The sequence below is a fragment of the Proteus sp. G2626 genome, from assembly GCF_009915985.1.
Classification (GTDB): domain Bacteria; phylum Pseudomonadota; class Gammaproteobacteria; order Enterobacterales; family Enterobacteriaceae; genus Proteus; species Proteus vulgaris.
Genome location: NZ_JAABNH010000016.1, coordinates 61546 through 68686, shown reverse-complemented (window position 1 = coordinate 68686; position 7141 = coordinate 61546). Strand labels below are relative to the sequence as shown.

9 protein-coding genes are annotated in these 7141 nt (G+C 31.5%); 2 read left to right on the top strand and 7 right to left on the bottom strand.

Annotation, left to right across the window (positions count from 1 at the left end):
• From GWJ05_RS08165 to GWJ05_RS08140, 7 genes are all read right to left on the bottom strand, one after another.
• Positions 1-290 (bottom strand): Hsp20 family protein (locus GWJ05_RS08165; protein WP_161681312.1); only part of this gene is annotated, 290 nt, incomplete at its 3' end.
• A 183-nt stretch (positions 291-473) separates the two neighbouring features.
• Positions 474-614, bottom strand: coding sequence for a cold shock small protein YmcF (ymcF, locus tag GWJ05_RS18550; RefSeq protein WP_419894627.1), 141 nt, complete (start codon positions 612-614; stop codon positions 474-476).
• 7 nt (positions 615-621) lie between these two features.
• Positions 622-834 carry a transcription antiterminator/RNA stability regulator CspE gene (gene cspE, locus GWJ05_RS08160; protein WP_004244726.1) on the bottom strand — a complete coding sequence of 71 codons (213 nt, stop codon included), beginning with the start codon at positions 832-834 and terminating at the stop codon, positions 622-624.
• Between the two features lie 263 nt (positions 835-1097).
• Positions 1098-1601 carry a GNAT family N-acetyltransferase gene (locus GWJ05_RS08155; RefSeq protein WP_115370336.1) on the bottom strand — a complete coding sequence of 168 codons (504 nt, stop codon included), beginning with the start codon at positions 1599-1601 and terminating at the stop codon, positions 1098-1100.
• 1040 nt (positions 1602-2641) lie between these two features.
• Positions 2642-2977 carry a c-type lysozyme inhibitor gene (locus GWJ05_RS08150; RefSeq protein WP_036937531.1) on the bottom strand — a complete coding sequence of 112 codons (336 nt, stop codon included), beginning with the start codon at positions 2975-2977 and terminating at the stop codon, positions 2642-2644.
• Positions 2978-3101: 124 nt separating this feature from the next.
• Complete coding sequence (locus GWJ05_RS08145; protein ID WP_052038515.1) at positions 3102-3503, bottom strand: subtilase family AB5 toxin binding subunit; 402 nt, start codon at positions 3501-3503, stop codon at positions 3102-3104.
• 56 nt (positions 3504-3559) lie between these two features.
• Positions 3560-4219 (bottom strand): class I SAM-dependent methyltransferase, encoded by a 660-nt coding sequence (locus GWJ05_RS08140; protein ID WP_036937534.1) that lies wholly within the window; start codon positions 4217-4219, stop codon positions 3560-3562.
• Between the two features lie 304 nt (positions 4220-4523).
• Between GWJ05_RS08140 and GWJ05_RS08135 the strand changes: the two genes are divergently transcribed.
• Together GWJ05_RS08135 and GWJ05_RS08130 are read left to right on the top strand one after the other, a co-directional pair.
• Entirely contained in the window at positions 4524-5750 is a 1227-nt protein-coding gene (locus GWJ05_RS08135) for a phosphoadenosine phosphosulfate reductase (RefSeq protein ID WP_161681311.1), read from the top strand.
• Between the two features lie 12 nt (positions 5751-5762).
• Complete coding sequence (locus GWJ05_RS08130) at positions 5763-6404, top strand: IbrB-like domain-containing protein (RefSeq protein WP_036937543.1); 642 nt, start codon at positions 5763-5765, stop codon at positions 6402-6404.
• The last annotated feature ends 737 nt before the right edge of the window (positions 6405-7141 follow it).

Sequence of the window (7141 nt, the reverse complement as noted above, 5' to 3'; positions counted from 1 at the left end):
TGGATCCATTTATCATTGTCTTCTTCTGATTTTTCTTCTTTTTTCCCTTCAATCAATAAACGACTTCCTTTTAATGAAACCGATAAGTCATCTTCTTGATATCCAGGCACACTCACTGTCAGTTCATAATGGTTATCATCAATCTGTTTCAGGTTATAGGTCTGAATTGGTGATGCAATAGGCTTACTACCTGTTAACTGACTAAACAGGCGATCTATCTGATCAAAGCGGTTTGACAGTAGGTTGTCAGATAATGCTGGGAATAATGAAAAAGGTTTAATGTTAGGCATATAACTCCTCCTTCAGTATTTAGTGAATTATGGGCGGTATCTTATTTACCCAAAATATAAATATGAACGAGCAAGTATTTTTCAAGCCCTAAAATCTAAATTTTTTATCTTTAACCAACATGGGATTGTAGATAGCAAAAAACCCCGCCGAAGCGAGGTTTTGTATATTCAACTATTTAATGCTCAACTCATTTGAGCTGTCATCACACTTTTGCAAAAGATGCATTTTGCGCCGTGTGGATTGTTCACTGTGACATCAAATTGTGATGTTCTATATTGTGAACTGCTACAACAAGGGCATTTAAAATAGAGGCGAATAGTAATAGCGCCTTTAGAGAGCCACCACGTTGCCTGCTGCTGGGCCTTTCATACCATTTTCCATGGTGAATGAAACTTGTTGGCCTTCCGCTAATGTTTTGAAACTATCACTTTGGATTGCAGAGAAATGTACGAATACATCTTTGCTGCCATCAGCTGGAGTAATAAAACCAAAACCTTTACCTTCATCGAACCATTTTACTGTACCAGTCATTGTATTAGACATAGAATTTCCTTTAATTTATTTAATTTGCCATAAGGCATATGCGGTTTGTTTTGTATTTTTACTTATGGGAATTAATTAGAAGGAATTCACAATGAAGAGGTATCGAGGATAACGCTAAACGGGAACAACTTTAAACTTACTAACATAAATAGGTCTGTACTTCCAAACCAGTGACGCTATTAAGCCATAGAAAAATTCAGATAGCAAACTTTATTTTGAGGGCCTATTTTTTCTTATGTGGAACACCCTCTAGATAACTTTTTCTATTTAATTAATGTATAAACATGATCATCAAAAATAACATCACCTATAACATAATTATTCTTAAGAATTTCAGTAAGAATAAAACCATTTTTTTCTAATACACGTTCAGATGCTATATTTCCAGCAGTAACAATAGCTTGAAATTTTTTTAAGCTAGCCAACTCAGGTAAATTTAATAATTGAGCTAAAGATTTTGTCCCTATAGACTTTCCTGTTTTTTCTGGAGATAGGATATAACCCACTTCTGCGATTACTTCTCCACCTTGATAAATAAGTCTTAGCCCCGTCAAACCTAGACAAGTATTATTTATTTTACTGCGAATAACAAAACATAACCAATGTGATGATGATAAGTTCCATTCGGGTAAACGACTATTAAATGCTTCTCTGATCTGCTCTTTCGTCATCAAGACTGAGATAAATTGCATGGCCTTTTCTGAACCATATAAACTACTAAAAAAAGGCCAATCATCTTTAGTTATTTTTGTAAAAACAAATTCCATAAGTATCCCTAATAAAATATTTTATATCACTATAACTCCCTGCATACTTAACAATCAATAAATACTAAATAAACTCAACAATAAATATTATTTATTGAAGTTAAAATAAAAAATATTGATATTTTTATATAAAAAAATAACATTACTATTGTATAGTTGTTGTGTTTTTTTCTTATTTAGATTATTAATAATAATGTCATAGATGCTATCAGATCTCACTTAACTTTGTTGTTTTATTTGGTAGATATGTTCTCTTCATTATATGATTGATGTGCGTATTTCTTAATCCATCTTCTCAGATGGATTTTTTTTACCCTTACAATTTTGAATAAAAAAACATAAAGAGCACATTATTTCAATATTAAAACAATTTGATATTTATTTACTGCATATCAATAAAATTTAATAGATATCATTGCGATTTGTAAGTTTTTACAATATAAAAAAGCCTCATAATCTTTTTTCCTATGTCATTATATATAACTCATTTCCCCCAATTCACCTTGGGGGATTTTTTTATCAAAAATAAAAGTTTAATAATCAATAATTATTGTTTTACTTACAACAAACCTTCATAAAAAGGGTATAAATTGTTATTAATTACACTCTATAACTCAACTTAATATTTATACACCATCCTTATAACAAGTCCTCATTCATATAACGAGAGACTGTCCCAAAATGCCCTTAAGCCAGCCGTTTCATAAGTATCTTAATTAATATTTCCATACGCTTAGTCACTCCAAAGAAGCGTCCATTGATGCTAGTGTGAGTGAATTATAAGTGAAAACATAAAGCTTAATTTTAATTAATGAATTAGCGTGTATCATGCTTTAAGTCATCACCACAGCTCGTTGCCTTTTTATATCAGAGAGCAGTTTTTGTAACTCAGAAGTTTGTCACACAGGTCGTTCTATGTACTGATAGTGCATGAATATTTATGTCTTACTCAATATTCACACTTGCCTTTTTATACGAAAAAGGTCACCGAAGTGACCTCTATAAGAACGCTAAATGATTTTCAATAAAACTAGTGATAATTAACCAGCTTTGCAACCACTCAATACTGGTTTATCTTTTCCTTCAACTAAATCGGCATTATCACCTTTAGTATAAAGCTTATAGGTGTAATTTTTATTTATCGCTTCATAATTTGCACCAGAAGCCATTTTCATGATTTTCATTGGGATCATTTCATCCATTTGATTAATAATCGCATAGCTATCTTTTGCTGTATTTACATAGATAACTTCCATCACTTTATTATTTTCACATACATAAGAAATTTTAGTTATCTCATCGGCATTATCTGCCATGACAAAACTAGAAGACAAAATACCTACAACAAAAAAAACACATCTAAATAAAAATTTCATATAGTCTCCTAAATATCATTAAGTTAGCGTTTATAGAGTATTCATTTACTCTTTATTAATTTAAAAAATTCTACCTGAAACTCTAATGGGATTTATCCAATTTATAAAATTGAATATTAATCAATTAATTGTCTTTTGTTGGCCCCATACAACGATTATTATGACAACTAGCGAATCCTGCTATCGCTTTATTTGAATATATTCGAGTAAATTTGGGATGTGTCCAAACATTAGGTTGAACATATAACCTAAAGCTTTTCCCCGTTGTGTAGTAATAATGAGCTTGCTGAAAAAAGTGCTCATAAGAAGAAGCCCAATCTGACTTATTAGATACTGCACAGGCGATAAATTCACCACCATAATTCATGGCTTTAACACAAAAATATCGACCATCTTCAATTTTTCCCGAATTAAAATCAGTTAACGTAACATTAGAATAATATTCAATATTATGACTTAACGTATCTGTGGCAAATGCCGTTGGTGTTAATAATAAACAGGTAAAAAACAGACTACGTAATAACATACTGTTCCTTAAGAAAATAAAAATAAAAAGCCTCTAATCCAGAATAATATTTCATATTATTTTTTATTCTTCGCTGTAAACAAAGCTACAGTACCTTGGACATGTATAGAGATGTCATGGAATAAAGAAGAAAGTATTTCTTCCAAAGAATCTACCGAATCAGAATAATTGCAAAAAATACCTTTTTTGTTGTAAACAGACATTAATTTTTTACCAAAAAAATTATGCTTAACTCCCTTACCTAAAATTGTTGTGCCATATAAAACCCCTTCTTCTGTCAGTAGATACCTGATATTCTCTATCGCTTTTTTCTTCTCTCTCATTGTTCCTGGTAAACAATGTAGTAAATAAAACAAGGAGATAGAATTATAAGATGCATTTAATTCATTAGAAAAAGGATGAAAAATATCATGCTGGAGGCAATTTATTAATTTATCACCAGGTATATACTTTTTAGTATGTTCCAAACTGTGGAAGTTAAGATCAGTCAGTGAGATTTCTTTTATATAATTTAATGATTTTTTTAAATAAAATCCCGTTCCAACACCAATATCCATATGGCGATCACTGAGATAATTTTTAAAATGCGGAATTAGATATTTATTCGTATCACAGTGCCATGCATAGCTATTAGAAATATTAAGTACCCACCAATCATATAGCTTCAATGACACAGGTGTATATACTTTGGCTCCATCATGTGTACTTAATGTCATACAATACCCTATCATAAAATGACTATTTTATTTTTTATCTATTGTATGAATAGTTGAAAATACCGAATAATGACTCAGGAAATATTTTTAATAAAATTATCTACCAAATCATTACTTACTTTAATTTTTATTAATCATAAAAAATTTTTCATTACTAGATATTATCAATAATTACAATAAGATATAATTTATTGTTCAATTTTTTCAAATAAACCTCAGTAACAACTAGCAATCATCACTTACCTTTATAATCTAAATATGATTAAGTAATAATACTATTAACTAACTTGTTCTGGTGATAGTTATGTCTTGCAAACACAAAATTCCTCTTGGAAAAAATGTGTTAGATGCCTCTCAAACACGGATTGAATGGTTGTTTGATACTTTTGAACAAATCTCTCTCTCCTTTTCTGGAGGTAAAGATTCTACCGTTCTTTTTCATCTTGTTGCCGCTGAAGCAAGAAAACGGCATCGAAAATTCAACGTCATGTTTCTTGATTGGGAAGTGCAATACTCTGCGACCATTAACCATGTTACAAACATGAAATCTTTGTATGAAGACTGTACTGAGCGATTTTACTGGATAGCATTACCTATCACGACGGAAAGCGGGATCTCACAATATGAACCCACATGGACAGCATGGGAACCTGGCAAAAAATGGGTAAGACAACCGCCTAAAGATGCCATTACTGATCCTGGTTTTTTCCCTTTTTATCATCCAAATATGATTTTTGAAGACTTCACACCTGCATTTAATCAGTGGATCACAGGAAATCATCGTAGTTCAGTCATTTTATTAGGAATTAGAACTGATGAATCATTAAATCGCTTTATTGCTATTAATAACAACAAAAAACTACGTTATGCCGATGACATCCCATGGACAACGGCATCACCCGAAGGTTTTTATTATATGGCCTATCCTATTTATGACTGGCATGTAAAAGATATCTGGACATACCTTTCATATTTTAACCTGCCCTATAATTCTATTTATGATCTAATGCACCAAGCTGGAGTTAGTTTAAGTCAAATGCGTATTTGTGAGCCATTTGGTCCTGAACAACGCAAAGGGCTATGGTTATACCATGTTTTAGAACCTGAGACGTGGAGTCTCGCCTGTGAACGAGTGAGTGGTGCTGATGCAGGTATGTTATACACTCACCCTCGTAATAAATCAGGTTTTTTTGGGCAACGCAAAATTAGCAAGCCCGCCCATCATACATGGAAATCTTACGCCCACTTTTTACTAGCGAGCTTACCAGAACAAACTGCCGAACATTATCGAAATAAAATCGCAGTTTATCTCCATTGGTATGCAGAGCGAAATTACCCAAATGGAATACCGGATGAACAAGACGGTGATACTAGCAGTAAACAAATCCCGTCTTGGCGACGGATCTGTAAAACTATTTTACGTAATGATTTTTGGTGTAGAACATTAGCATTTAGTCCTACCAAATCACACTGTTATGACCGATATTGCAAACGGATACAAGAAAAACGTAAAAATTGGCAGTTGATTTAACAAGAGGTGAATATGACTATTGAAACAGTATTTTCTTCGCTAAAAGATTATCTACTAAAACTAAATGATGAGCAAAAAATCGAAGCTATTAACAAAATCAAACTATTTCTTCATCAAATTAGTCCGTTCAAAAATGAACCTATAGATTGTGTTCTTTGGATAAAGCAAAATCAAGTCATAGCAAATGACTACAATCCTAATGTTATGTCTCCAACAGAAAAAAGATTACTCAAAACCTCATTGATAAAAGACGGTTATACTCAACCCGTTGTAGTATTATCTGCACAGCAAAATAAAACTAAACAATTGCAATGGCAAATCGTTGATGGCTATCATCGTTATCTATTAAGTAAAGAAAGTGCCTTAAAAAAACGAATTAATAATTATTTACCAGTCACCCTCCTTGATGTTAAAAATCACACAATGTCAGAGCAAATAGCAACAACTATTCGTCATAATCGAGCAAGAGGACAGCATCAAGTCGCAGCTATGTCAGATATAGTTAGAGATCTATCCCGATTAGGATGGAGCGATAAACGAATTGGTGATGAGCTAGGTATGTCACAAGATGAAGTATTACGCTTAAAACAAATCAGTGGGTTAGCAGAATTATTTTCAAAGCGCCATTTCTCAGAAGCTTGGACAGTAAAATAAGAAATAATTGTTTTCTACCGATAAAATCATCCCCCCGCATAGCGGGTGGTTTTATGCTTAAGACGCTAACCCGACTTAAACTGGCTAACATCACAATAAAAAACCACCGAAGCGAGATTTTGTATATTCAACTTTGAATAACATCATTGCCAGTATGGCTATAACAAAACGTCAAAACTCCGTAACATCATAATAGGATTTGTATTTTATTCCTTCCAAATAACTAATAAGACTTAAGGCTATAGTAATGGCACTGGTGTTACTTAATACAATTGATTTTCGTTTTAATTGCACTTAAAATCCTTTTTATTAAAAAGTATCATTTCATAAATATAATTATAAGATAAAAACATAATGAAAAAATTCGATATAGATAAAATAATGAACAACTTATCGAACAAAGATATAAAAAAATAAATCAAACTTATAACAACCAAGCCAATAAAGAAGAAAGTTTTAAAAAATGGTTCTTTGACACATTTATCTTTGATTGTATCTTATTTGAAGGATTATTTATTTCACTTACTATAGTTTTCATTTGCATAATTACATCAGGATCCACACCTCATTTATTCTATTCATTCTTAGTTTTAGTTTTTATTTATTTCACCATGAGTTTAGTAATTACTATCTATGATTGCATTAAAAATAAAATATCACTAAATTTATTCTTTAGAGTAAAGAAAATTGCAGTAATGACCTATATAATGAAAAAATGATCTATTTTTAATTAGAGC

Excerpts from the sequence above, each read along its gene's own strand:
- GWJ05_RS08130 (WP_036937543.1), top strand. The coding sequence starts at position 5,763 with ATGACTATTGAAACAGTATTTTCTTCGCTAAAAGATTATCTACTAAAA.
- GWJ05_RS08140 (WP_036937534.1), bottom strand. The coding sequence starts at position 4,219 with ATGACATTAAGTACACATGATGGAGCCAAAGTATATACACCTGTGTCA.
- cspE (WP_004244726.1), bottom strand. The coding sequence starts at position 834 with ATGTCTAATACAATGACTGGTACAGTAAAATGGTTCGATGAAGGTAAA.
- GWJ05_RS08135 (WP_161681311.1), top strand. The coding sequence starts at position 4,524 with ATGTCTTGCAAACACAAAATTCCTCTTGGAAAAAATGTGTTAGATGCC.
- GWJ05_RS08150 (WP_036937531.1), bottom strand. The coding sequence starts at position 2,977 with ATGAAATTTTTATTTAGATGTGTTTTTTTTGTTGTAGGTATTTTGTCT.
- GWJ05_RS08145 (WP_052038515.1), bottom strand. The coding sequence starts at position 3,503 with ATGTTATTACGTAGTCTGTTTTTTACCTGTTTATTATTAACACCAACG.
- GWJ05_RS08155 (WP_115370336.1), bottom strand. The coding sequence starts at position 1,601 with ATGGAATTTGTTTTTACAAAAATAACTAAAGATGATTGGCCTTTTTTT.